General features: G+C 69.4%; 20 protein-coding genes, 1 tRNA gene and 1 pseudogene. 13 read left to right on the plus strand and 9 right to left on the minus strand.

From position 1 onward, the window contains the following. Positions 1 to 660: 660 nt before the first annotated feature. Positions 661 to 733: transfer RNA gene (locus tag AB0M51_RS25990), tRNA-Thr, on the minus strand. 36 nt (positions 734 to 769) lie between these two features. Here AB0M51_RS25990 and AB0M51_RS25995 point away from each other — a divergent pair. Continuing rightward, positions 770 to 1,969, plus strand: coding sequence for an MFS transporter (locus AB0M51_RS25995; RefSeq protein ID WP_344199907.1), 1,200 nt, complete (start codon positions 770 to 772; stop codon positions 1,967 to 1,969). Here AB0M51_RS25995 and AB0M51_RS26000 read toward each other — a convergent pair. Next, positions 1,899 to 3,161, minus strand: a complete 1,263-nt coding sequence (locus tag AB0M51_RS26000; protein ID WP_344199909.1) for an MFS transporter — start codon at positions 3,159 to 3,161, stop codon at positions 1,899 to 1,901. The two genes, AB0M51_RS25995 and AB0M51_RS26000, sit on opposite strands and share 71 nt — an antisense overlap. A 94-nt stretch (positions 3,162 to 3,255) precedes the next feature. On the opposite strand from AB0M51_RS26000, the gene AB0M51_RS26005 reads away from it, so the two are divergent. Next, entirely contained in the window at positions 3,256 to 3,996 is a 741-nt protein-coding gene (locus AB0M51_RS26005) for an RNA methyltransferase (protein WP_344199911.1), read from the plus strand. Here the strand turns inward: AB0M51_RS26005 and AB0M51_RS26010 are convergent. Together AB0M51_RS26010 and AB0M51_RS26015 are read right to left on the minus strand one after the other, a co-directional pair. Then, the gene (locus AB0M51_RS26010; RefSeq protein WP_344199913.1) at positions 3,986 to 4,714 is read right to left on the minus strand and encodes a hypothetical protein; all 729 of its coding nucleotides are present in this window, start codon (positions 4,712 to 4,714) and stop codon (positions 3,986 to 3,988) included. The two genes, AB0M51_RS26005 and AB0M51_RS26010, sit on opposite strands and share 11 nt — an antisense overlap. A 25-nt stretch (positions 4,715 to 4,739) precedes the next feature. After that, complete coding sequence (locus AB0M51_RS26015) at positions 4,740 to 5,630, minus strand: GIY-YIG nuclease family protein (protein WP_344199916.1); 891 nt, start codon at positions 5,628 to 5,630, stop codon at positions 4,740 to 4,742. A gap of 24 nt (positions 5,631 to 5,654) precedes the next feature. On the opposite strand from AB0M51_RS26015, the gene AB0M51_RS26020 reads away from it, so the two are divergent. The 4 genes from AB0M51_RS26020 (at position 5,655) to AB0M51_RS26035 (ending at position 13,710) form a co-directional block, all read left to right on the plus strand. After that, positions 5,655 to 8,507: a BTAD domain-containing putative transcriptional regulator gene (locus AB0M51_RS26020; protein ID WP_344199918.1), complete on the plus strand. Its 2,853-nt coding sequence runs from the start codon at positions 5,655 to 5,657 to the stop codon at positions 8,505 to 8,507. A gap of 51 nt (positions 8,508 to 8,558) precedes the next feature. Then, positions 8,559 to 9,380 carry a class I SAM-dependent methyltransferase gene (locus AB0M51_RS26025; protein ID WP_344199920.1) on the plus strand — a complete coding sequence of 274 codons (822 nt, stop codon included), beginning with the start codon at positions 8,559 to 8,561 and terminating at the stop codon, positions 9,378 to 9,380. A gap of 145 nt (positions 9,381 to 9,525) precedes the next feature. Next, positions 9,526 to 12,537 carry a PQQ-dependent sugar dehydrogenase gene (locus AB0M51_RS26030; protein ID WP_344199922.1) on the plus strand — a complete coding sequence of 1,004 codons (3,012 nt, stop codon included), beginning with the start codon at positions 9,526 to 9,528 and terminating at the stop codon, positions 12,535 to 12,537. A gap of 42 nt (positions 12,538 to 12,579) precedes the next feature. Continuing rightward, entirely contained in the window at positions 12,580 to 13,710 is a 1,131-nt protein-coding gene (locus AB0M51_RS26035) for a serine hydrolase domain-containing protein (protein WP_344199925.1), read from the plus strand. Here the strand turns inward: AB0M51_RS26035 and AB0M51_RS26040 are convergent. Continuing rightward, complete coding sequence (locus AB0M51_RS26040; protein ID WP_344199928.1) at positions 13,688 to 14,527, minus strand: MBL fold metallo-hydrolase; 840 nt, start codon at positions 14,525 to 14,527, stop codon at positions 13,688 to 13,690. The two genes, AB0M51_RS26035 and AB0M51_RS26040, sit on opposite strands and share 23 nt — an antisense overlap. A gap of 31 nt (positions 14,528 to 14,558) precedes the next feature. Here AB0M51_RS26040 and AB0M51_RS26045 point away from each other — a divergent pair, with 31 nt between their 5' ends. From AB0M51_RS26045 to AB0M51_RS26055, 3 genes are all read left to right on the plus strand, one after another. Continuing rightward, positions 14,559 to 14,933: a nuclear transport factor 2 family protein gene (locus AB0M51_RS26045; protein WP_344199931.1), complete on the plus strand. Its 375-nt coding sequence runs from the start codon at positions 14,559 to 14,561 to the stop codon at positions 14,931 to 14,933. A gap of 94 nt (positions 14,934 to 15,027) precedes the next feature. Continuing rightward, on the plus strand, positions 15,028 to 16,347 hold the full coding sequence (locus AB0M51_RS26050) for an FAD-binding oxidoreductase (protein ID WP_344199935.1): 1,320 nt from the start codon (positions 15,028 to 15,030) through the stop codon (positions 16,345 to 16,347). Between the two features lie 30 nt (positions 16,348 to 16,377). Then, positions 16,378 to 17,187 (plus strand): endonuclease/exonuclease/phosphatase family protein, encoded by an 810-nt coding sequence (locus AB0M51_RS26055; protein WP_344199938.1) that lies wholly within the window; start codon positions 16,378 to 16,380, stop codon positions 17,185 to 17,187. Here AB0M51_RS26055 and AB0M51_RS26060 read toward each other — a convergent pair. Together AB0M51_RS26060 and AB0M51_RS26065 are read right to left on the minus strand one after the other, a co-directional pair. Then, positions 17,172 to 17,639, minus strand: a complete 468-nt coding sequence (locus AB0M51_RS26060; RefSeq protein ID WP_344199941.1) for a GNAT family N-acetyltransferase — start codon at positions 17,637 to 17,639, stop codon at positions 17,172 to 17,174. The genes AB0M51_RS26055 and AB0M51_RS26060 overlap by 16 nt on opposite strands. Then, positions 17,629 to 19,008 (minus strand): MFS transporter, encoded by a 1,380-nt coding sequence (locus AB0M51_RS26065; RefSeq protein ID WP_344199943.1) that lies wholly within the window; start codon positions 19,006 to 19,008, stop codon positions 17,629 to 17,631. The genes AB0M51_RS26060 and AB0M51_RS26065 overlap by 11 nt, the downstream gene beginning before the upstream one ends. A gap of 106 nt (positions 19,009 to 19,114) precedes the next feature. On the opposite strand from AB0M51_RS26065, the gene AB0M51_RS26070 reads away from it, so the two are divergent. Continuing rightward, the gene (locus AB0M51_RS26070; protein WP_344199945.1) at positions 19,115 to 19,702 is read left to right on the plus strand and encodes a TetR/AcrR family transcriptional regulator; all 588 of its coding nucleotides are present in this window, start codon (positions 19,115 to 19,117) and stop codon (positions 19,700 to 19,702) included. On the opposite strand, the gene AB0M51_RS26075 is transcribed toward AB0M51_RS26070, so the two are convergent. Further along, entirely contained in the window at positions 19,703 to 20,065 is a 363-nt protein-coding gene (locus tag AB0M51_RS26075; RefSeq protein ID WP_344199947.1) for a cupin domain-containing protein, read from the minus strand. Positions 20,066 to 20,145: 80 nt separating this feature from the next. Here AB0M51_RS26075 and AB0M51_RS26080 point away from each other — a divergent pair, with 80 nt between their 5' ends. From AB0M51_RS26080 to AB0M51_RS26090, 3 genes are read left to right on the plus strand one after another with little or no spacing between them, the layout of a single operon-like run. After that, positions 20,146 to 20,571 carry a T6SS immunity protein Tdi1 domain-containing protein gene (locus AB0M51_RS26080; protein ID WP_344199949.1) on the plus strand — a complete coding sequence of 142 codons (426 nt, stop codon included), beginning with the start codon at positions 20,146 to 20,148 and terminating at the stop codon, positions 20,569 to 20,571. A gap of 9 nt (positions 20,572 to 20,580) precedes the next feature. Continuing rightward, on the plus strand, positions 20,581 to 21,105 hold the full coding sequence (locus AB0M51_RS26085; protein ID WP_344199951.1) for a gamma carbonic anhydrase family protein: 525 nt from the start codon (positions 20,581 to 20,583) through the stop codon (positions 21,103 to 21,105). After that, positions 21,102 to 21,659: a DinB family protein gene (locus AB0M51_RS26090; RefSeq protein ID WP_344199954.1), complete on the plus strand. Its 558-nt coding sequence runs from the start codon at positions 21,102 to 21,104 to the stop codon at positions 21,657 to 21,659. The genes AB0M51_RS26085 and AB0M51_RS26090 overlap by 4 nt, the downstream gene beginning before the upstream one ends. Before the next feature lie 153 nt (positions 21,660 to 21,812). Here the strand turns inward: AB0M51_RS26090 and AB0M51_RS26095 are convergent. After that, positions 21,813 to 22,409, minus strand: a pseudogene (locus AB0M51_RS26095) (pentapeptide repeat-containing protein); the annotation flags it as partial. Positions 22,410 to 22,412 lie beyond the last annotated feature (3 nt).

Here is a 22,412-nt window from a genome sequence, read left to right on the forward strand (position 1 = left end):
CGCCCACTCACGCAGCTCGTCGCCTACTTCCTCGGTGCCGCCATAACTCTCATCCTCCATGGATTGAGAGCCTCCACCACACCCGGGGCGATTCAAGGTCGTCACCGGGCTGGAAACCTCGTATGCGGGGCTACGCGGACGTGTTCACGAGATCCTGCCGGCGCGTTTGTCGGCACCAGGCTGGCGCAGGTGGGCCGATCCGATCCCCAGTCTCATGCGCGTGGCGAGCAGCCAGCCGGGCTGATGATCGGCCTCATGAATGAATAGGACGCGGGCCCGGCTCCCGCCTGACGTTGACGTTGCCGGAGCAGTAGGTGAGTTTGTTTGGCCTCCGACGAAATGCCGAGCACCTGCAACGGGCGACGATTGGAGGGCCACACTCGCCTGCGCAACCCGGCTCAGTCGCGCCGCGATAGGCCTGCCTAGCTCGCCACGTGCAGACATCCACGCTGCCCTCGCGGCGTCGGCCCACGCGCCAGAACCCGAAGCGTCAAGTGCGTGGCAACTGCGCTTCGGTCCATTCACAAGCAGGATCGCGAGGCGTCGAGAACTCATGAGATCCAGCGGCCATCTCAAGCGCTCGCAACGGCAAAGTGATGAGTAAACGATGAGTTGAGGCCCTGGAGATCATCACTCCAGGGTTATATTCCCAGGTCAGAGAGCCGGTGAGGGGACTTGAACCCCTAACCCCCGCTTTACAAGAGCGGTGCGCTGCCAGTTGCGCCACACCGGCCGGTGTGTTGGTACATAGTAGAGGATTGTGTGGGGGGTGTTGCGGGGGTCGGGGGCGTTTCGCGGGCTGTGGGCTGCGCGGGCAGTGTCGTTCCTGGGGGACTCGCTGGGGCTTGTCGCGCTGTTGCTCTACGTGCAGCACCGGACGGGGGCCGCGTTGGCGGTGGCGTTGTTGCTGTTGGCGGGGGACTTCGTGCCGGGGTTGTTCGGGGCGTTCGCGGGGGTGGTGGGCGATCGGTTCGACCTCAGGAAGGTGATGGTGGCGTGCGACCTTGTGCAGGGTGCACTCACCGTTGTGATGGCTGCCACGCTGCCGCCGCTGACCGTGCTCCTGGTCCTGGTGGCGGTGCGGAGCGTGACGGCGCAGGTGTTCCAGGCCAGTTCGCGGAGTGCGATGCCGGCGCTGGTCCGCGACGATCAGCTCGAGGCTGCCAACTCCGCGCTCGGGGCGGGGACGAACGGACTGGAGGCGATCGGCCCGATCATCGCCGCGGGGCTGTTCCTGATCACTGACGTACGCGGGATCCTGCTGATCGACGCGGCAACGTTCTTCGTCTCGGCCGGGCTGCTCAGCAGGCTGCCGAGGATCCCGCCGTCGCAGCCTTCGGGGCACAGCGTGCTCAAGGACGCGCGTGACGGGCTGGGGTACATCCTCACATCGGCCCCGATCCGCGTGATCGGGATCGGGTTCTTCGCTGTGGTCGCGTTCAACGGCGTGGACGACGTCGCGATGGTGTTCCTCGCGAAGGACGAGCTGCACGGCAGCGACTCGGCATCGTCGATGCTGTACGCCGGTGTGGGCATCGGACTGATCGTCGGATTCGCGATCCTGGCGCGGTACGCGGGCCGTCTGCGGATGCCCGTGCTTCTGCTCGTCGGGTTCGCCGTCAGCAGCCTGGGCAATCTCGTCACCGGTCTGGCGTGGGCGATCTGGGCGGCGCTCGCGTTCCAGGTGATCCGCGGGCTCGGGATCGCGGGCATCGACGTCGGCGTCAACACGCACTTGCAACGCGTGGTACCGGCGCACCTTCGCAGCCGGGTGTTCGGCAATCTGTACGGCGCCATCGGGCTGGCGGCCGGGCTCTCGTACCTCGGCGGCGGTCTGCTCCTCGAGCATACGAACGCCCGTACGACGTTCGTCGCCGCGGGCGTGGGCGGTCTGATCGCTACAGCTGCGACTGCGATCGCATGGCGGCGATCGGGCGACGAAGAGAGCGAGCCCCGGGTACGGCGATGACCGCGATCGCCGCCATCACGAGGAACGCGGCCGCCGGGTGGTGGACGAGCAGCCCGACGACCACCGCCACGACCAGTCCACCGAGGTTGCCGGCCATCCAGATCAGGCCGGCCGCGGTGCCTTCGGCCTCTCCGGTACGGCGTTCCACCAGCTCGAGGACGATCGGCAGCGCAGGCAGCAGGAGCAGTCCGATCAGGGTGATGGCCACGAACCCGGTGAAAGCGCCCGGCGCGAGCGCGAGCAGCACGCAGGCCGCCGCGGTCGCCGACAGACTGATCATCAGCAGGACGGATTCGGCTCGGCGGCGTACGACGAGGATCGGGATGGTGGCGCTGCCGATGACGCCGGCTATCACCTGGAGGAGCAGGATCGTGCTCGCGGTACCGCCGGTGACGCCGGCGGGTTCGAGGAGGGCTTGGGCGAAGGTGCTCATGGCAACGAATACGCCGAACGGGAAGATCGCGAGGATGCACAGGCGGCGGATGAGCGGATCGCCCCAGGCGGCTGCGAGGGCGCCCCGGTCGTGACGAGCGCCGACCGCGAGCGGTGCGCCGGTCCCCGGCCGTACGCCGTCCTCGAGCGAAGGAGCCGGCTCGTCGCGCTCCGGTTGGGTGGCGGGCTCGGGTTGGAGTTCGGGATAGCGGTAGAGGGCGAGGACCAGGACCACAGCTGCCAGGACGCAGAAGGCTGCCGTGGTCACGAGCATGGTGGGGAGAGCGGCGGCGGTGGTGAAAAGGGCGGAGAGCAGGAAGGCGATCACCATGCCGGCGAAGATGCTCGCGGTGCCGATCGCGATACCGGTGGGGCGGTCCTTCTCGCGGAGGTAGCGGCCGGTGATGCCGGTGACGGCGTTCAGGACGAGCGGTTGGGCGATCGAGGCCAGGATCTGGCCCGCGAGCAGCCAGCCGAAGTTGTCGCCGATCAGCCGGACCAAGGCACCGAGAGCGGTCAGTACGGCGCCCGCGACCAGCCCGGCGCGGAACCAGCGGTCCAGGACCAGGCCGCACGGGATCGCGAGTACGACGTACAGCAGCGGGAAGACCTGGGCGAGCCAGCCGATCGCGCTCTCGGACACGCCGTACCGTGCGGCGGCGACCGTCGTGACGCCGGCGAAGTTCAGCCAGACCAGCTGGGTCGCGGCGCCGACCAGGGAGTAGCCGACGATCGCCGACCACCGACTCCGGATCTGCATGGGCGAACTGTAGTCCAGTCCCTTCACTTTGCCTCCGCACGAGGACGGCGGGATACCGATGGGAAGGCAAGCAACCCGGCGCTACGGTAGGCGGGTGGATTCGAAGAAATCGCCGCGCGACAAGTGGATCACCGTCTACGGCCGCAAGCCGGTGCTGGAGGCGCTGCACGATCCGAAGCTGTCGGTGGCGAAGGTCGTGCTCGCGGACAACGCGACCGGCGGCTCGATGCAGGAGATCCTGCGGGCCGCGGAGAAGTACGGGACGCCGGTCGAGCGGGCCACGGCCAGCCGGGTGAAGTGGCTGGCCGGCAACGGCAAGCATGACCAGGGTGTCGTCGCGGACGTGAACGCACCGCGGATGACGCCGCTGGAGGAGTTCGTCCGGGCCCGCGGGAAACGTCCGACCAACGTTTTCCTGCTCGACGGCGTGACCAACCCGGGGAACGTCGGGATGATCCTGCGGACCGCGACCGGCGCCGGGTTCGACGGGGTGATCCTGCCCCGGGCCGGTACGCCGCACGTCGGACCGCTGGTGATCAAGGCGTCGGCCGGTGTCGCGTTCCAGGCGCCGATCGTGAACACGTCGAGCGCCAAGGCCGCGGTCGACCTGCTGCGGACGGCCGGGTACCACGTGTACGGGCTGTCGGCCCGGTCGCGAGACTCGCTGTTCAAGGCCGAGCTCGCGCCGCGCGCGGTCTACGTGCTCGGCGGGGAAACGAACGGGATCACGGTTTCCACCGATTCCGACCTGCAGATCCCGCTGCACGCCGGCGTCGAGTCCCTCAACGTCGCCGTCGCCGCGGCGATCGTCGCCTTCGAGGTGACTAACCGGTGATCTTCTTGGCGAGCGCCTCGGCGGTCGCCCGCGTGTAGGTGCCGGAGATCTGGACCTTGCCGCCGGGGATCGCGGACTGGACGCTCGGCGCGGTGACGACCTCGCCGTGGACGAGGATCGCGAGCTGGTTCGCCGGCGGGGCCTGCTTGGCGAGGCTCGCGGTCAGCTGACCGAAGAGCTTGGTGCCCTCGGGGTCGAGGTCCAGGCTCACGTACCAGTACAACGTGCCGCCACGGTTGTCGGACCCGGCCTTCACGTCGGACACGTTGCTGCCGTCCAGCTCGACCTTGCCGACCGTGTAGACGATGCCTTTGTCGTCACACGCCGTACCCTCCCGGGCCGGGGTCGGGCAGGTGCCGGGCTTGCTGGCGAGTACGCGGCGGAACTCGACGGCCTTGGGGTCGGACGGTTTGGTGTTGACGGCCGGGGACTCTTTCGTGGCGGCCGGCTTGTCGTCGTCGCTACGGCTCACCAGCAGGAACGCACCGAGGCCGACGATCACAACCAGCAACAGCACGAGAGCGCCGATGATGATCAGCGGCCCACGAGACCGGTTCGGCGGTGGGCCTTGATAGCCCGGCCCCGGCATCGGCCCCGGCTGGAAGGGCTGGTACGGCGGCTGCCCCGACGGATACGGCTGGCCCGGCGGGTACGGCTGTCCCTGCGGCGGGCCGGGCTGGTACGGCGGCTCGTTGGGCGGTCCCGGGGGCTGCGTCATACCGACATGCTAAGTAACCGGGATGTCAGTGCAGCCGAGCCGCGAGCTCGGCGTTGCGCTGCGCGAACGTCCGCCACAGCTCCGGCGTAGCCGCCACCCGCTCCCGCGCAGCCGCCTCACCGCACGCCCGCGACGTCCACGTACACATCCGCCCGGCCCGCAACTCGAACCGCACCAGCACCCCGTCGGCCCACCCGTACACGTCCGCGTCCCGCGGCTCCAGCCACGCCACCTTCTGCTCGGCAACGATCCAGTCGAGCGCCTCGATCTCCCCCTGCACCTTGGCCGCGAACTCGTACCGCAACTCCCCCGCCGCCCGGTCCCGCCGGCGAACCAGCTCGCCACGCAACGCGTCCACGGCCGCCGGATCCCGCTCCAGTACGGCGACCGCCGTACGGGCCAAGGCCTCCCGGTCCCCCGGCCCGATCCCGAACAGCCGCCCGAACTCCTCGGCCGACCCGTCCCCCTCCACGGTGTACTGCAACGGCAACACGCGATGCAGCCCGGAGATCGCCTGCCGGATCCGCAACCCGCCGAGGTACGGCCCGAAGTGCGCCGCCGTACCGCTCACTGTGTGCTCGAACCGCAACCCCGGCCGGGCGCCGTCACCGAGCCGGATGTACCCGACCACCTCGGCCCCGCCCTCGGTCCGGTTCCACCGCGGCTTGGAATGCTCCAGCAGATTGCGCTCGAGCCAGGCCGCCTCATGCTCCGAATCGCACCAAACCCCTTCCAGCCGGGCGATCCGCCGCACCATCCGCGCGAGGTGCGGGCGGTCGCCGAGGTGCGTCCAGTACGACTGCACCCGACGGCGCAGGTTCCACGCCCGCCCGATGTACAGCACCTTGCCCGCCTCGTCCCGGAACCGGTACACGCCCGGTCCCGTCGGCAACGCGCGCACCCCGAGGTCTGACACCCGCTCACGCTACGCTGCCGATGGATGCCACCCAAGATGGAGTTCGGGATTCTCGGGCCGGTCCAGGCCCGGGGTACGGACGACGTTCCGTTGCCGGGTCGCCTGCAGCGCGTGCTCCTGGCGGTCCTGCTGACCCGCGCCAACCAGGCAGTGCCTGCGGACGTGCTGACCGAGGCGCTCTGGGGCGAGCGCGGCGTCAGCAAGCTCTACATCCAGGTGCATCGGCTGCGGCGGGCGCTCGGCGACCCCGGGCGGCTGGTCTCGGAGGCCGGAGGATATCGGCTTCACGTGGAGCCCGGGGAACTGGACGCGCAGCGATTCGAGCAGCTGGTGGACGCCGGGGTCAATGCCGTCGGCAACGATCCGGAGCACGCGGCGCAGCTGCTGCGAGCTGCGCGTGAACTCTGGCGCGGGGTCCCGTTCAGCGACGCGGATTCGCCTGCGCTGGAAGGCGAGACGCAGCGGCTCACCGATCTCGGGCTGGCCGGCATGGAAGAGCTGTACGCCGCCGAGCTGGCGTGCGGCCGGCATACCGCGATCGTCGGCGAGCTGGCCGAACACGCCCGGGCGCACCCGCTGCGGGAACGCCTGCAGGGCCTGCTGATGCTCGCTCTGTACCGCGCCGGCCGGCAGGATCGGGCGCTCGAGGTGTACCGCGACACCCGCCGTGCCCTCGTCGACGAGCTCGGCCAGGAACCCGGGCCCTACCTCAGCGAGGTCCACCACCACCTCCTCACCGGCGAACCCGCACCGGACGTCCTGCCTGCGCAGTTGCCGCACGACGTGAGCGGCTTCACCGGCCGCGAAGCCGAGCTGACCGAGCTGTCCGAGCTGTCCGAGCTGTCCGAGCTCGACGGCATCACCCGCCCGGTGCTGATCTCCGGTACCGGCGGCGTCGGGAAGACCGCCCTCGCGGTCCACTGGGCGCACCGCGTCCGCGACCGCTTCCCGGACGGCCAGTTGTACGTCGACCTGTGCGGCTACGGCCCCGATCCGCCGATGTCCCCCGAGGACGTCCTCGGCGGCTTCCTCCGCGCACTGGGCGTCGACGGCACGGACATCCCGACCGACCCGGCCGAACGCGCCGCCCGGTTCCGCTCGCTGCTCGCCGGCCGTCGCATCCTCGTCGTCCTGGACAACGCCCGTACGACGGAACAGGTACGGCCGTTGCTCCCGGGCGGACCGTCCGCGCAGGTGCTGGTCACCAGCCGGGACGCCCTCGCCGGCCTGGTCGCCCGCGACGGCGCGCACCGCATCCTCCTCGACCGGCTCAGCGAGCCGGACTCCACGAGCCTGCTCCGCACCTTGGCCGGCGACCGGATCGACGACCCGGCGGCGACCCGGGCACTGGTCGAACGCTGCGCCCGTCTCCCGCTCGCCCTGCGGATCGTCGCCGAACTCGTCAACGAGCGTCTCCCCGGCAGTCTCGCCCCGCTCGCCGAGGAGCTCGCCGACACCCAACGGGCGCTCGACGTTCTCGACGCGGGCGGCGACCCGCACACCGCCGTACGCGCGGTCTTCTCGTGGTCGTACCACAAGTTGCCGCCCGAGGCGGCGCGCCTGTTCCGGCGGCTCGGTCTGCATCCGGGGCACGACGCGGACCTGAACGCGATGACCGCGCTGCTCGACGCCGACGCCCGTACGGCGGTCACCGCGCTGCGCCGCGCCCACCTGCTCGACGAGATCGCGCCGGGGCGGTACCGCGCCCACGATCTGCTGCGCGCGTACGCCGCGGAACTGGCCGCGAGCACTGACTCGGCGACGACGCGTACGGCCGCCAGGGTGCGGCTGTACCGCCACTACCTCGAGGTCGCGGCGATCGCCGAAGACCTCGACACCGAGCGCGCGAACCTCGTCACGATCGCGGAACACGCGCACCACCACGGAATGCCGACCGCCACGATCCAGCTGGCGACGGCGCTGCGCCGGTACTTCAGCCTCGGCGGGTACCACGACGACGCGCTCGCGGTGTTCCGCAGCAGTCTGACCGCCGCTCGCGAGCTCGGCGATCTCCAGGCGGAGGGCGACGCGTACCGCTACATCGGCTCCGTCCACCGGCGCTTCGGGCAGTTGCATCAGGCAAAGGATCGGATGCGACAGGCGCTGACCTGCTACGAGCGACTGGGTTCGGCGAGTTCTCGGCAGCTGCAGCTGGTGAATCTCGGCACCGTCGAGATCTGGCTCGGCCAGTACGCCGACGGCCGCCGGCACCTGCAGGACGCACTCGACGTACCCGACGGCACACGTCTGGGCCGACTCGGAGCGCTCACGTATCTCGGCTGGCTGAACGGGCTCCTCGGCGACTGCCCGACGGCGGTCGACCACTTCCGCGCGGCGCTCGAGTACGCCGACCCCGCGCGGCCGCGGGACCGGATCGACGCCGAGATGTTGCTCGGAGTCACGTACGAACGCGCCGGCGACCACCGGCAGGCGCAGGAACACCTCGAAGAGGCGCGGACGATCGCGTTCCAGACCGGGAACAAGCTCATCCAGGCATTCATCGCGCCGCTGGCCGTCGCGTACTGGCGGCTCGGGCGCCGCGACGCCGCGTTCGCCTGCATCGAGCACAGCCTCGCCGTCGCCACCCGCGCGAACGAGCGGCTGGTCGGCATGACCGTCCACAACTCCGCCGGCGAGCTGTACCGGCTGGACGGCGACCTCGAGCAGGCGCTCGGTCACCACCGGACCGCCCTCGACATCGCGCTCGCCAGCAGTTCGCCGTACGACGAAGCCGTTGCGCTGCAGGGGATCGGCGACGTCCGGCAGGAGCTCGGCGGCGACGGGTCGGCGTACTGGCGGCAGGCGCTCGCCGTCTTCCGGCGCCTCGGATGCGCGGATGCCGGCGTACTGGAGGACAGGCTCGCGAAAGGTCCGTGAAAGCCGCGCCCGGCAGCATCTCCTCTACCGCACGAAGGGGGAGGAGACGAGATGGACCGCGAATACGCGCTGAGCTCGGCGACGGATCTCGGCCGCCGGCAGCTGGACTACCTGGAGGCCCTGCTGGATGCGCGTACCAAGCGCTGCCTGGAGGAGGTCGGTCTGCAGCCCGGGATGCGCTGCCTGGACGTCGGCGCCGGCGGCGGCTCGATCACCCGCTGGATCGCCGACCAGGTGGCCCCGGACGGCAGCGTCGTTGCCGTCGACCTCGACACGAACTGGATGACGGGGCTGGACGACTACCCCGGCGTCGAGGTGTACCGGCACGACATCAACACCGGACTGCCTGTCGAGGGCCGGTTCGACCTGATCCACGTCCGGCTGGTGCTGATGCATCTCGAGCACCGCCGCGACGTACTGCGACGTCTCGTCACCGCGCTCGCACCGGGCGGCGCGGTCGTGGTCGGGGATTTCACCGGTCCGCGGCAACGGGTCCTCGCGGCTCCGAGCGCGGCCGATCAGCAGCTGTACCTGCGTGTCCAGGAGATCGCGCACGCGTACGTCGCACGCGAGTACCCGATCTCGTACACGTGGGCGGATGAGATCGACGAGAGCCTCACCGGGGCCGGGCTGATCGACGTACGGGGCACGGAGTTCTCGTTCACCGCGACCGGCGGCGAGGTCGCCTGCCTGCTGAACCGGAACTACGTCCAGCAACTCGAGGACCGGCTGATCGCGAAGTCCGAGCTGACCCGCGCCGACCTCGACCGGTACGGCGACCTGATGCTGGATCCGCGGTTCCGGGCGTGGTTCTACACGTTCGTCTGCGGGGCTGGACGCCGGCCTGTGGTACGGAGAGCGAAGGCGCTCTGACGCCGTGTAGAACCACGACGGCAGGTTGGCCACGAATGGCTGCCGGGTCTTGCGCGGCCTTGTGCGAGGGGTCATCCTGACGGGCGATCCGAGTGCTTGCAGGGGGCTGAGGGGACAGGCACCGGAGTTCGGGCCTGGGGGCTTCGTGAGGAAATCTGCCCGGTGGCTGCGCTGTGCGCTGCCCACTTTGTGTGTCGTACTGCTGCTGCCGCTTGCTGTGATCGCGCCCGCACGCGCTGCGGTCACGCCGTCCGGATTCAGTGAGCAGGTCGTGTTCAGCGGACTGTCCAGTCCGACGAACGTCGCGTTCTCGCCGGACGGCCGCGTGTTCGTGGCCGAGAAGAGCGGGCTGATCAAGGTCTTCGACTCGCTCGACGACCCGACCCCGAAGGTGTACGCCGACCTGCGCACGGAGGTCTACAACTACTGGGACCGCGGGCTGCTCGGGATCGCGCTGCATCCCGACTTCCCAGCGGATCCACGCATTTACGTGCTGTACACGCACGACGGGCTGATCGGCGGCCCGACACCGAAATGGGGTACGCCGGACACCGACGCGGACCCGTGCCCGACGCCGCCGGGGCCGACCGCCGACGGCTGCCAGGCGAGCGCGCGGCTTTCGGTACTGAACGCGAACGGCGCGGAGCAGGTCCTCGTCGAGAACTGGTGCCAGGTGTTCCCGAGCCACTCGATCGGCTCGATCGAGTTCGGCCCGGACGGCATGCTGTACGCCGGTGGCGGCGACGGCGGGAGCTTCAACTACATCGACTACGGGCAGGACGGCTACCCGGCGTCCGACGCCACGCCGGACAACCCGTGCGGTGACGGACCGGCGCCGGTGGGTGCGACGCTGACGCCGCCGACCGCCGAGGGCGGTGCGTTACGGGCGCAGGACCTCCGGACGCCGAACGACCCGACCACGCTGGACGGTTCGATCATCCGCATCGACCCGGACACCGGGCAGGCCGCGCCGGGCAACCCGTTGACCAGCAGCGCCGACCTGAACGCGCGCCGGATCGTGGCCGAGGGTCTGCGGAACCCGATGCGGTTCACGTTCCGCCCCGGGACGAACGAGCTGTGGATCGGCGACGTCGGCTACTCGACCTGGGAGGAGATCGACCGCATCACCGACCCGACGGCAGGCGTCACCAACTTCGGCTGGCCGTGCTACGAGGGTCCCGGGCAGCAACCCGGGTACGCCGGGGCGAACCTCAACATCTGCCAGAACCTGTACGCCGCCGGCTCGTCCGCGGTCGCCGCGCCGTACTACGCGTACAAACACAGCGACCAGGTCGGCGGAACCTGCTCGACCGGAAGCTCGTCAATCTCCGGAATGTCCTTCTACAAAGGCGGAAACTACCCCGCGCAGTACGATGGCGCGCTGTTCTTCACCGACTACAGCCGCAAGTGCACGTGGGCGATGATGCCGGGCAGCAACGGCCTCCCCGATCCCGCGAAGATCCAGCTCTTCGCGTCGGGGTACGGCGCGACGCGGCTGCAGACCGGACCGGGAGGCGACCTGTTCGCGGTGGACTACGACAACGGCCGGATCCTGCGGTATGTGTACAACGGGACCAACAACCCGCCGACTGCGATCATCCACGCCACCCCGGCGAGCGGGCCGACGCCGCTCACCGTGACCTTCGACGGGACCGCGTCCGACGACGCCGACGGCGATCCGCTCACGTACGCGTGGGATCTGAACGGCGACGGCGTGTACGACGACTCGACGGCGGCGACCGTGCAGCACACGTACACGACCGCCGGGACGGTGACCGCGCGGCTGCGGGTGTCGGACGGGAAGACGTCGACCACCACGTCGACGCAGATCGACGTGGCGAATACGGCGCCGACCGCGACGATCACGTCCCCTGGCCCGGCGACCACCTGGAAGGTTGGTGACACCATCAAATTCTCGGGGTCCGCGACGGATCCCGAGCAGGGCACGCTGCCGGCGTCGGCGCTGACCTGGACGTTGATCATGCATCACTGCCCGAGCGACTGCCACACGCATACGATCACGTCGTTCACCGGGGCGCAGAGTTCGTTCGTGGCGCCGGACCACGAGTACCCGTCGTACCTGGAGCTGAGGCTGACGGCGACGGACGCGGAAGGGCTGACCGATACGAAGAGCGTGCGGCTGGACCCGAAGACGGTCACGACGACGTTGAAGACCTCGCCGGCCGGCTTGCCGGTGACGTTCCTCGACAAGAGCGGAACGAGTCCGCTCGGCGGCACGACGATCGTCGGGTCGAGCGTGTCGGTGGCGGCGGATCCGCTGCGCACCGTGGCGAACAGGATCTACCGGTTCGGCCTGTGGTCGGACGGCGGCGCGCGGGACCACAACCTGGTCGCGCCGGCGACCGCGACGACGTTCACGGCGCAGTACGGCGCGAAGCGGAACCTCGTCCGCACTGCTGCGGCCTCCAGCATCTATCTGGCCGGGCGGGAGCCGTCGAAGGCGATCGACGGCTCGATGAGTACGGCGTGGTCGAGCGCGCGGGCCGATCCGCAGTGGTACCAGGTCGACCTCGGATCGGTGCAGGTGGTGAACCGGGTCCTGATGAACTGGCTGTCGACGGCGTACGCGAAGGCGTACCAAATCCAGGTGTCCGGCAGCGGACGCTCGTGGAAGACGGTTTCGGGAACTGTTTCCGGGGACGGCGGGACGGACAACGTGACGTTCTCGCCGAACTATGCGCGGTACGTGCGGATCGTGATGACGAAGCGGGCCGTTGCCGGGAGCTACTACTCGTTCTGGGAGTTCGGGGTCTACCAGGACACCGGGTCCGCGGTCGGCATCGCGGGGCAATGCATCGACGTGTACCGCGCGCTGACGGCGGACGGTACGCCGACGACGCTCTACACGTGCAAGGGCTCCGTGAACCAGCAGTGGACGCCGGCCACCGACGACGGGACGATCCGCACGATGGGCAAGTGCCTGGCGGCCCGCGGCACGACGTTGCGTACGCCTGCCGTGCTGTGGACCTGCGACGGGTCGTCCGGCCAGCGGTGGATACCGCAGGCCAACGGCGCGTTGGTGAACGCCGCGTCCGGGATGTGCCTGGACGCGACCGGGGCATCTTCGGCGAACGGTACGAAGCTGATCGTCTACACGTGTAACAACGGGCTGAACCAACGCTGGGCGCTGCCGTAATTCGATCGTCCTGACGCGGTGTGTCCGCCTATCGTTCGGCGCATGGGCCAAGGATGGGTGGACGACGGGTTCGGCGCGGTCGCGGACACGTTCGCGGAGAACTTCTCGTTGTTCCCGGAGCTCGGGGCGGCGGTCACCGTGTACGCCGGTGGCCGCAAGGTGGCCGAACTCTGGGACGGCGAGGCGGCTCCGGGGCGGGCGTGGTCGGCGGAGACCGTGGTACCCGTGTTCTCGTGCGCGAAGGGCCTCGTGAGCATCGTCGTACACCTGCTGGCCCAGGAGGGCCGGCTGGACCTGGACGCGCCAGTCGGCGACTACTGGCCGGAGTTCGTTGCTGAGGGCAAAGAGGCGATCACGTCCCGGATGATCCTCGGGCACCGGGCGGGAATCCCGGTCCTGGACCAGTCTCCGACGTTCGAGGAAATCGCTGCCTGGGATCCGGTGATCGCCGCGATCGAGGCACAGAAGCCGTTGTGGGCGCCGGGGACGACCTACGAGTACCACGGGCACGTGTTCGGGTTCGTCCTCGGCGAGGTGGTCCGGCGAATCACCGGACAGCTGCCTGGGGCATACTTCCGCGCCGTGATCGGTGACCCGCTCGGGTTGCGGGCGTGGATCGGGCTGCCGACGTCGGAGCTTCCTACGCTGGCGCGACTCGCGGAGGCCGAGAGCCGGCCGGCGGGCCTGGACCCGGAGCACCTGCTGATGCGGATCGTCACGATGAACGGGGCGCTCGAGTTTCCCGGTCTCGACGTACCGCACGGCTGGAACGATCCGGTGCTGCTGGGAATGGAGCTGCCCGGGGCCGGTGCGGTTGCGTCGGCGACCGGCCTGGCAGGCGTGTACGCGGCGGCGATCACCGGACTCGACGGTGCCCCGCCGCTGCTCTCGACCGCGACTGTCGACGATGCCCTGCGTGAGTTGTCCGCCGGTGCCGGGTTCCTGGGCTTCGACGGCGGCGCCCGGTGGGGCTCCGGGTTCCTGCTCGACTCCTCGTTCCGTCCGACGCTCGGGCCGCGCAGCCTCGCGAACGACGGCGCCGGCGGCCAGTTCGCCTTCGCGGACGACGAGCACGGCATCGCGTTCGCGTACACGGCCAACCGCATGATCGGCCACGGCGACCCACGCGCGAGCCGCCTGGTCGAAGCGCTCAAGTCAGTGACTGCCAGCTGAAACCGTTCCCCTGGCGCTGTACGTGCCCCAGGCCGGGGAACGGTAAGTGGTAGGCGTGGACGAGCAACCGCTCGTCGGCGGCGCGTTCCAGGAGAGCGCGCCGCGAGGCGACGGATGCCGGGACATCCAGGTCCCACGGCGTCGACACGCTCGGATCGGCTAGCTGAACCGGATCGTAGAACGTGTCCCCCACGCACAGCAGCCGTTCGCCGCGGGACTGCAGCAGGATCGCGGAGTGACCCGGCGTATGCCCCGCAGCTTCCAACGCCCGTACGCCGGGCAGGAGCTCGGCGTCGTACTCGAACGGCTTCAGCTTCGAGCCGTACAAGCGGATCGTCTCCCGGGCCGCCTCCAGGTGCGGCTGCGCCGAGGGCAGCTCGACCGATCCCGACCAGAACGCGATTTCCGAAACGTGTGCGAACGCTGTCGCCGCCGGGAACGTGAGCTCGCCCGACCAGATCGCACCGCGGGAATGGTCCTGGTGCAGGTGCGTGAACACGACGGCCGCCAGCTCGCTGCGGGACAGCCCGGACGCGTTCATCCCGGCGTCCAGTTGGCCGACGAGCGGCTCGATGTACTCGCCGTACCCGAGGAAGCTCGCGCCCAGCCCGGTGTCGACCACGGCCATCCCGTCCGGCGTACTCACGAAGAGGCAGTTGTACCCACACGTCAGCGTCGAGCGCTCCGGATCCGGCGGCGCATCGGGGAAGAAGTCCGCCCGCGCAGGCTCCCACGGCGGCTCGGGCTGCCCGTCGCTGACCACCACGCACTCGAGCGCCCCGACCGCGAACCGGAAGAACATCGCTTCAGTATCCACGGCGACCTCTCGCAGGTGTCACGATTGCTGGGTGACGATCGAGGAGCAGGTGCGTGCGACGGCGGCCGAGTGGGATCGGATCGTGGTCGGCAACGACCCGGAGCAGGTCGGCTCGTTCATGACTGACGACTGGGTCTACGTGAGCTCGACCGGGGCGGCAACGAAGGCCGACATCACCGGCTGGATCGCGGACGACCGACTCGCGCACCACAGCATGCAGGTCGTCGGTGGTGAGCGGGTGGCCCGCGCCGGTGACGCGGTGGTCGTGACGGCACGCAAGACGAGCACCGGCGCCTGGGAGGGTACGCCGTATTCCGCGGACGAGTGGATCAGCCAGATCTGGGTCAACACTCCGGCCGGCTGGAAGTGCGCCTTCGCGCAGAAGTCCGACGCTCAGACGAAATAGCGCCGTGGTTTGTGATGTGGGGTTGTTCACGTCACATCTGCCGAGCGGCGGACGTCAGGTGTTTGTTCGATGAGGGCAAACGCGAAGGAACGTCATGACTGCAGTGGTCGAAGGATTTGGTGGGCAGGTCGTCGGGCCGCAGGACGAGGGGTACGAGGCGGCGAGCCGAACCGTACTGGTCGCCGGCAGTCCGGCGTGCGTACTCCGGCCGGCGAGCGTCGACGACGTACGCAAGGCTGTCCGGTACGCCGTGGACAGCGGGCTGCCGCTCGCGGTGCGAGGCGGCGGGCACTCGTTCCCGGGATTCGGGACGAACGACGGCGGCGTGGTGATCGACCTGTCCGGTCTGGCCGGGATCGAAGTCGTCGACAAGGACAAGCACGTGGTGCGGATCGGCGGCGGCGCCACCTGGGGGCAGGTCGCGACCGCGCTGGCACCGCACAACCTGGCGATCTCGTCCGGTGACACGAGGAGCGTCGGCGTCGGCGGGCTGACGCTGAGCGGCGGCATGGGGTGGAAGGTCCGCAAGTACGGTCTCGCGCTGGACAGCCTGGTCGCGGTCGAACTCGTGACCGCCGCGGGCGAGGTCGTCCGCGCGTCGGCGGACGAGAACGCCGACCTGTTCTGGGCGGTTCGCGGTGGCGGCGGGAACTTCGGGATCGTGACCGCGTTCGAGTTCGCGGCGCATCCGACGACCGACGTCCACTTCGGGAAACTGGTGTTTCCGGCGAACGAGATCGCCGACGTGCTACCCCGGTGGGCGGAGTACCAGCGGACCGCGCCCGTCGAGCTGACCTCGATCGCCTCGTTCGCGAACCCGTTCCTCGGCGGCCCCGAGGCGCCGCTGCAGATCGAGGTCGCGTACGACGGCGACGACCCGGAGCTCGCCGCGCAGGCGATCGACCCGATCCGCGATCTCGGCACGCTGCTCACCGACGACGTCGCGCTGACGCCGTACGCCGAGGTGCTCGTGGACGGCGCCGTACCGCCGCCGGGGATCCAGCTGCTGACCCGAAGTGCCTTTGTCGACACGGAATCCGTGCCGGAGGTACTCCGGATCCTCGCCGCGGCGGGTACGTCGCAGGGCGCGCCGATCATCGCGGTTCGCAGCCTCGGCGGCGCGGTCGCGCGGGTCGCGGACGACGCGACGGCGTACGCGCACCGGCAGGCGGAACTGATGTTCGCCACGACGACGATCGGCCCGCCGCCGGTGATCGAGGCGACCCGGCCGGCCCGTGAGCAGCTGTGGGAAACGCTGCGCCCGCACGTGAACGGCGCGTACGCGAACTTCCTGTCCGACGACGACGTGACCGACGTGTACCCGGCGGCGACGTACGAACGGCTGGCGGAAATCAAGCGGAAATACGATTCCGACAACGTTTTCGCCGGCAACCACAACGTTCGGCCCGCATGACTGCCCCGTCGACCTGGAACACTACGGGGTATGCGTCGATCGGGGATGTTTGCTGCGCTGGCTGGTTGCGTTCTGCTTGCCGTGTCGCCGCTGACGGCGACCGCGAAGACGACGGCAACCGTGCGGACCTTGACCTTCAACATCCACCACGGCGCGGGGGTGGACGGCAAGCTGGATCTCGAGCGGGTGGCGAAGGCGATCGAGTCGTCCGGTGCGGACGTGGTCGGCCTGCAGGAGGTCGACAAGTACTTCGATGCGCGCAGCAACTGGGTGGACCAGCCGTCCTGGTTGGCGGCACGGTTGAAGATGAACTACGTCTTCGCCGCCAACCTGGACTGGGACCCCGCGGAGCCGGGCAAACCGCGCCGGCAGTACGGGACGCTCGTGCTGTCGAAGTACCCCATCGTCGACTCACGCAACACCTTGCTGCCGCTGCACGCCGGCAGCGAGCAGCGCGGTCTGCTCGAGACCCTGATCGACGTGGACGGAACGCCGTTGCGGTTCGCCGACACGCACCTCACCACGATCAATGACGGCGAGCGTCTCGAGCAGGTGAACGCGGTCATCGGCCTGCTGAAGGACGCTCCCGAGGCGACCTTGCTGGTCGGCGACCTGAACGCCGTGCCGACGTCGACCGAGGTCAAGACGCTGACTGCGCAGTGGACCGACACCTGGCGGGAGAAGGGGTTCGGACTCGGGCTCACCAACCCGGTTCCGCTGCCGACCAAGCGGATCGACTACCAGTTGCACAATCCGCAGCTGGTAGCGACCGCCGTGTCGGTCCCGCTGCAGTTCGCGTCCGACCACTATCCGGTCGCGGCCACCTACTCGCTCAGCTGACGCTCGTACGCGTCGGCCGACCAGGAGGCCGCGGTTTTCGTGACGAGCCGAGCGCCGAGGCGTTCGTAGAAGCGGTAGCCGGCGGTGTTCTCCAGGCGGAGACCCCAGCCGATCGGGAGGCGTTCCGGGAGGGCGATCCGGGCCAGCGCCAGCATCAACTGACGCCCGACGCCGACGTCCCGGAACGGCTTGCGGACATAGAGATCGTCGAGGGCCAGTTGGTCGCCGCCGACCCACAGGTACGGGCGTCGCAGTGCGGACACGTAGCCTGCGACCGCACCGTCCACCGACGCGATCAGCACGATCACATCCGGGCGGTCCAGGAACTCCTCCCAGTCCGCCACCTCCGCCGTCACGTACGCGCGCTGGTCCTGGTACGCGGCCAACTCCCCCAGCATCGTCAGCACCGTCTCCGCGTCCGCGGTCTCCGCACGCCGGATCTCAATGGACATGAGCGATCTCCCCTGCAGGCTTGAACGACGGTACGACGATCAACGTCAGCGCGGCAGCCACCGCCGCCGTGACCGCGGCGAACGTGAAACCCCGGGTGAACCCGGTCGTCACGGTACCGGCGAGGCTCGCCGCCGCGACACTCGACACCACCGCGATCCCGAGCGACGCGCCGAACTCGTGGAACGTACTCAGAATGCCCGACGCCAGCCCGGCCTCGTGGTGATCCACCTGCGCGAACGTCGTGGTCGACGACGCCACGAACGACGCACCGAGCCCGATCGTCCCGACCGCCATCCCGCTCACGACCACCGCCGCGCCCTCCCACAGCGCCGGAGCCGCGACACCGATCGCGGTGAGCAGGAACCCGGCGATCGCGACCGGCCGCGCACCGACCTTGCCGACGAGCCGGCCGGCCAGATGCGCGCCCACGATCGCGGCGACCGCTACCGGCAAGAACAGGAATCCCGTTCGGAAAGCGCCGTACTGCTTGAAGTGCTGGAGGTAGAACGAGCCGAGGAAGAACATCGAGATCATCAGCGCGGTCGCGATCAGCAACATCAAGGTGCCGGCGGCAACGGATCGGCGGGCGAGGATCCGGAGGTCCATCAGCGGTGACCGGACGGTGCGCTGCACCCAGGCGAACACGCCGTACAGGACGAGGGCGCCGGCCAACGTGCCGAGCGTCGCGAGCGACAACCAGCCGCGGTCGCCGGCATTGATCAGCGCGTAGATCGCCGTACCGGTGCCGGCCGTCACCAGCAGTGCGCCCGGTACGTCGAGGCGGCCCTGCCGCTCGGCGGGCTTGTCGGCGGGAAGCATCCGCAGCAGCAGCGCGAACACGACCAGGCCGATCGGCAGGTTGATGTAGAACACCCACTGCCAGCCGGGACCCGCGGTCAGCAGGCCGCCGAGGAGGACGCCGATCGCGGATCCGCCGCCGCCCATCGCGGACCAGATGCCGAGCGCCTTGTTCCGTTCCTCGCCAGAAAACGTTTTCGTGACCACGGAAAGCGCTGCCGGGGACAGCATCGCGGCGCCGATCCCCTGCCCGACGCGACCTCCCAGCAGTACTTCGGGACCGTTCGCCAGGCCGGTGACCAGCGAGGAGAGCGTGAACACGGCGATGCCGGTCAGCACGACGCGGCGGGAGCCGAACAGGTCGGCGGCGCGGCCGCCGAGCAGCATCAGGCCGCCGAACATCAACGTGTACGCACTGACCACCCAGGTGAGCGTCTCGCGTTGCAGGTGCAGGTCGGTCTCGATGTTCGGCAGCGCGATCGCGACCACCGTCACGTCGAGGATCAGCATGAACTGCGCGACGGCGAGCAACCCCAGCAGCCGCCACCGCCGAGGGTCGGGTTGATTCATGATCTCGTCCTTAAGTTGAACAGGTCTGTACGAGTTGAAGGTAACTCGTACAGACTTGTTCGACAAGAGGAAGTCGTACAATGGTGTTCGAGATCAAGGAGGCCGGATGGCAGGCAGCACCAAGCGCGCGGACGCCCAGCGCAACATCGACGCGATCCTCGCCGCCGCCGCGGAGTGCCTGAGCCGCAACCCGGCGGCCAGTACGTCGGAGATCGCGAAGGCGGCCGGCGTCGGCCGGGTGACGCTGTACGGGCACTTCCCGTCCCGCGCCGAGTTGCTCGACGCGGTGTTCGTCCGGGCGATCGCGACCGGCGAGGAGTCGCTCGGGCAGGTCGACCTGACCGGCGATCCGCGCGCCGCGCTGATCCGGCTGATCGAGACGAGCTGGCAGCTGGTCGACGGGTTCCGGACGCTGCTCGTCGCGGCTCAGGAGGTGCTGCCGCCCGCGCGCGTACGGGAACTGCACGCCGACCCGATGGCCAGAGTGGAGCGGCTGCTGGAACGCGGACGTGCCGAGGGCGCGTTCCGGACCGACCTGCCGACGACGTGGCTGGTCAGCATCATGCACAACGTGATGCACGGCGCCGCGAACGAGATCCAGGCCGGGCGGATCACCTCGGCCGAGGCAGCGCCGTACATCACCGCGACGCTCCTGGCGGCGTACACACCGCCAGGCGAGCGTGTCCTGGTCTGACTACTCGAGCCAGATCGTTTCGAACGTCGGGTTCGCGTGGATGTGGACGGCCTCGTAGCCGCCCGGCCCGGTGCGGAACTTGTGCGGCGTGTCCGCCGGCACCACGAGGATCTGCCCCGCCGTACCGACGATCTCCTCACCGTCGACGGTGAACGTCGCCGAACCACGCCGGATGATGAAGGTCTCGGCGTACGGATGCTTGTGCAGCCGCGGCCCCGTCCCTTCCTTGGTCGTCGACTCCAGGATCAGTGAGACGCCGGCTCCACCCGGCAACTCGGTGTAGTTCTCGGTCCATTCCTCGCCGTCGGCGCGCCCGTCGGCCCGGTTGATCACCGCGGCCCCCGACTTCGCAATCTCGGTCATGCCACCCTCCTCGGTCCTGCCCACCGTAACCGCGCTCCGGCTCCCGCACATCGGGTTTCACCCTGATGCAGGATTGGCGCATGGACCTGACCCGGACGTTCACCGACACGCAGTACGCGCACGCTCTCGAGTCGTGGATCTTCCTCGACCTCGAAGGGAAGGTTCCGCTGTTCACGTCGCCGTTCGGTGACGTGTTCTTCCAGGCGGCGGACGGGTTCTGGTGGCTGGACACGCTGGAGGGCACGCTCACCCACCGCTGGTCGAGCGCGCAGGAGCTGGAGCGGGAGCTGAACACGGAGGAGGGGCAGGACCAGTACCTGCTGGCCGGGCTCGTGTTCGGCGCCGCCGACGAGGGCGTCGTACCGTCCGGGGACCAGGTGTACTCGTTCGCCCACCCGCCGCAACTCGGCGGCGAGATCGCCCTCGACAACCTCGAAGTACTGGACTTCGTCGTGTCACTGAACATCCTCGGCCAGATCCACACCCAACTCCGCGACGCACCCTAAGGTGTCGGCATGCCGTTGTACTCGTTCGAAGGTAAACGTCCGACCGTGCACCCCGACGCCTGGATCGCGCCCACCGCGACGCTCGTCGGCGACGTGGTCGTCGAGGCCGGGGTCTCCATCTGGTACGGCGCGGTGATCCGCGCCGACCTGGGCACGATCACCATCCGCGAGGGCGCGAACATCCAGGACAACACGGTCATCCACGTCGGCCACAACGGCTGCGAGATCGGCCCGAACGCGACTGTCGGCCACCAGTGCCTCGTCCACGACTGCGCCATCGGCGAACAAGCCCTCGTCGGCAACGGCGCCATCGTGCTGGACGGAGCCGTCGTCGGCGAACGCTCCCTGGTCGCCGCCGGCTCCACCGTCACGCCTGGCACCGTCATACCGCCGGAATCGGTCGCCATGGGCAGCCCCGCCAAGAAGATCGTCCCGCTGGACGGTACCGCCAAGCTCTTCGTCGACCACAACGCCGCCGTCTACCACGCCCTGGCCGAACGCCACGCCGCTACCGTCGAGCAGGTCGAGCCGTGATCGACGACTTCGCGAAGGCGTACCTGCACGACGCGCTCCGCTTCGTCCGCGAGTCGCTGGTGGGCAAGGTCGAGGGGTTGTCGGAGTACGACGTACGCCGGCCGCTCACGCACACCGGAACCAACGTGCTCGGGCTGATCAAACACCTCACGCTGACCGAGGCCCGGTACTTCGGCTCCGTCTTCGACCGGCCGTATCCGGTGGCGCTCCCGAACTTCACCGACGCGGGGTATGCGAACCGGCATCACCTGTGGGTGCCGGAACACGAGACGCGCGCGCAGATCCTCACCAACTACGCGCGGGCCTGCGCGCACGCCGACAGCACGATCGAGGCACTCCCGATCGACACCCGCGCAACGGTCCCCTGGTGGCCGCGCCCCGACGTGATGCTGTTCAACGTCCTGGTCCACGTCCTCACCGAAACCAACCGCCACGCCGGCCACGCCGACATCCTCCGCGAACAACTGGACGGCGCGACGGCCGCCGATCCTTCGGTTGATTGGCCGGCCCACCGGGCACAGATCGAGGCTGCAGCCCGCGCCGCCAAACACTAGGTGCCTGCGGCTTCGTGTGGTGAGTGGTGGCTGGAGATGTTGGGACGGGCGGGTGCGTTGAACGGAGCGCGTGGCCCGTCCTGGCGTGCTGCGCAGCCGACTGCCAGGGCGGCGCTGGGACGTGCTGAGGCGGACGACCGCGTCCACCCCGTGCAGGTCCACCCCGTGCAGGTCCACGCCGTGCAGGTCCACGCCGTGCAGGTCCACGTCCTGCAGGTCCGCGTCGCGTTGTGGGCGAACGTCCGGGGCACGTCGGCGTTGTACAGCGTGCGGTGTGCCGGGATGCGCACGTGGCGGCGAGTCCGAGCCCGGCTCTGGGCGGGTCGCCGATCCTGCGACAGGTGCTGGGGCCGGTGAACAAGCTGTGGGGTCGCGGAACAAGCCATAGCTTGTCGCCCGACACCAGGAGGTATGCACGGTCCCCGCAGAGAGCACCGGCCGGCCCGGACCGGTCACCCACGGCACACCTGTCCGGCGCGACCTCGACCTCCCACTCACCACCTCGACGCGCTCACAACCCGCGCCACCCACCACCTGCGGCTTCGCGGAGTGCGTTCGCCTCGCAGTCACCCGCGAGCAGCAGCTCGCAACTCGCCCGGCGGCAGCGGGCAGAAGCCCGGCGCCAAGCCGGCGGGTGGGTGGAGCGCAGAGCGGGGGCGGGACCGGGTGGGTGGAGCGCACAGAGCAGGGGCGGGAGCGAGCGGAGCACCTGGTCTGTGTGCGGGGGATGACCGCATCCCCTTCACACATCCG

This window comes from Kribbella sp. NPDC051137, assembly GCF_040682535.1.
In the GTDB taxonomy this organism is placed as follows: domain Bacteria; phylum Actinomycetota; class Actinomycetes; order Propionibacteriales; family Kribbellaceae; genus Kribbella; species Kribbella karoonensis.

Excerpts from the sequence above, each read along its gene's own strand:
- AB0M51_RS26000 (WP_344199909.1), bottom strand. The coding sequence starts at position 3,161 with ATGCAGATCCGGAGTCGGTGGTCGGCGATCGTCGGCTACTCCCTGGTC.
- AB0M51_RS26010 (WP_344199913.1), bottom strand. The coding sequence starts at position 4,714 with ATGACGCAGCCCCCGGGACCGCCCAACGAGCCGCCGTACCAGCCCGGC.
- AB0M51_RS26060 (WP_344199941.1), bottom strand. The coding sequence starts at position 17,639 with ATGTCCATTGAGATCCGGCGTGCGGAGACCGCGGACGCGGAGACGGTG.
- AB0M51_RS26085 (WP_344199951.1), top strand. The coding sequence starts at position 20,581 with ATGCCGTTGTACTCGTTCGAAGGTAAACGTCCGACCGTGCACCCCGAC.
- AB0M51_RS26050 (WP_344199935.1), top strand. The coding sequence starts at position 15,028 with ATGACTGCAGTGGTCGAAGGATTTGGTGGGCAGGTCGTCGGGCCGCAG.
- AB0M51_RS26070 (WP_344199945.1), top strand. The coding sequence starts at position 19,115 with ATGGCAGGCAGCACCAAGCGCGCGGACGCCCAGCGCAACATCGACGCG.
- AB0M51_RS26025 (WP_344199920.1), top strand. The coding sequence starts at position 8,559 with ATGGACCGCGAATACGCGCTGAGCTCGGCGACGGATCTCGGCCGCCGG.
- AB0M51_RS26055 (WP_344199938.1), top strand. The coding sequence starts at position 16,378 with ATGCGTCGATCGGGGATGTTTGCTGCGCTGGCTGGTTGCGTTCTGCTT.
- AB0M51_RS26075 (WP_344199947.1), bottom strand. The coding sequence starts at position 20,065 with ATGACCGAGATTGCGAAGTCGGGGGCCGCGGTGATCAACCGGGCCGAC.
- AB0M51_RS26020 (WP_344199918.1), top strand. The coding sequence starts at position 5,655 with ATGCCACCCAAGATGGAGTTCGGGATTCTCGGGCCGGTCCAGGCCCGG.
- AB0M51_RS26035 (WP_344199925.1), top strand. The coding sequence starts at position 12,580 with ATGGGCCAAGGATGGGTGGACGACGGGTTCGGCGCGGTCGCGGACACG.
- AB0M51_RS26080 (WP_344199949.1), top strand. The coding sequence starts at position 20,146 with ATGGACCTGACCCGGACGTTCACCGACACGCAGTACGCGCACGCTCTC.
- AB0M51_RS26065 (WP_344199943.1), bottom strand. The coding sequence starts at position 19,008 with ATGAATCAACCCGACCCTCGGCGGTGGCGGCTGCTGGGGTTGCTCGCC.